This window comes from Chromobacterium sp. IRSSSOUMB001 (assembly GCF_023507765.1).
GTDB lineage: Bacteria > Pseudomonadota > Gammaproteobacteria > Burkholderiales > Chromobacteriaceae > Chromobacterium > Chromobacterium haemolyticum.
The window spans coordinates 1-1,169 of record NZ_JALCYU010000051.1; the positions used below are offsets into that span (position 1 = coordinate 1).

Sequence of the window (1,169 nt, forward strand, 5' to 3'; positions counted from 1 at the left end):
CGGTCCACATCGCCCAGCACAAAGCTGACCAGCACTTCGGTGCCTTGGTGCAGCGGGAAGTGCTGGCCGTATTCCGGGCCGGCGTAGGGCCGGGCCAATCTGAGCGGGCGGCTGTCGCCGCCGGGCGACCATTCGTCCAGGTCGAAGGGCAGGCGCACGCAGTAGCGGCCTTGCAGGTCTATCGCGCCGTAATAGGTTTTTTCCGGGGCGACCACGCGGGACGGCAGCGCGCCGGCAATGTTCGGCACCGGGGTCCGCAGTTCCTGGCGATAGGGCCGGTCGGCGGGCATGGCGGTGAAGGCGTTGCGGTAGGCGTCGCGGCGTCCGCCCTGGTGCTGGACCGAGACCAGCAGCCAGCCGTCCGGGGCGGGAGCCAGCGCCGGGCCGTCGTGCTTGAAGATCTGGCCGGGGGCGAAGGCTTGCAGGCAATTGCCGTCGCCGGCGGCGATCCACTGGCGGCAGTGTTGGCGCTGCTGGGCGATCAGCACCGCGCGCTGGCCTTGTTCCGGGTCTTTGTAATGCTCGCCCCACAGGTAATCGACGCCGCGCGCGCCGGGGGTGTTGTCGGCCGGGCCGCCCTGGCTGAGCAGGCGGGTGTCGGCGCTGCGGTAGTTGTAGTCATTGCGCTGGATTTGCGCGCGGATGGGCTGGGCGGCGAGTTCGAAGCGGCTCAGGGTTTCTTCGTTGTCGGCCATGCCGGCCTGGGGCCGGAGCTTGAGCTTGACGCCGCCCTGAGGAGGTTGGGCGGGATCGAGGCCGGTGCGGACGTAGGCGTCGACATCGTCGCCGAAGACGATGGTTTCCCAGGCGGCGCTCTTGGGGTCGGTGACCAGATAGTAGTAAAGGCCGGCTTTTTCGGCGAGGCGATGGATGAAGTCCAGATCGGACTCCTGATATTGGGTCACATACTCCAGCTTGGGGTAGGGGTTATGGTCTTGGCCGAACAAGGGGCGCAGCTTCCAGGTAATTTCGTGGCCGCGATAGTCGTGGCGGCGCAGCACGGCTTCAATGATGTCCGGCACGGATTGGTGCTGGAAGATGCGGGAATAGCGGCCTTCGCCCAGGCGGGCGAGTTGGGATTCGATGCGCAGTTCGTATAAGGCCTCGTCGCGGCTGGCGCTGAGGCGGCGAGCGTGACTGACCACACCGCGCCAGCGGCGCAATACCAC

General features: G+C 67.2%; 1 protein-coding gene. It reads right to left on the minus strand.

Annotated features, from left to right (window positions below; genetic code table 11):
- Positions 1-1,169, minus strand: a 1,169-nt coding sequence (gene vgrG, locus MOV80_RS23260) for a type VI secretion system tip protein VgrG (protein WP_249605561.1), incomplete at both ends; no start/stop codon positions are given.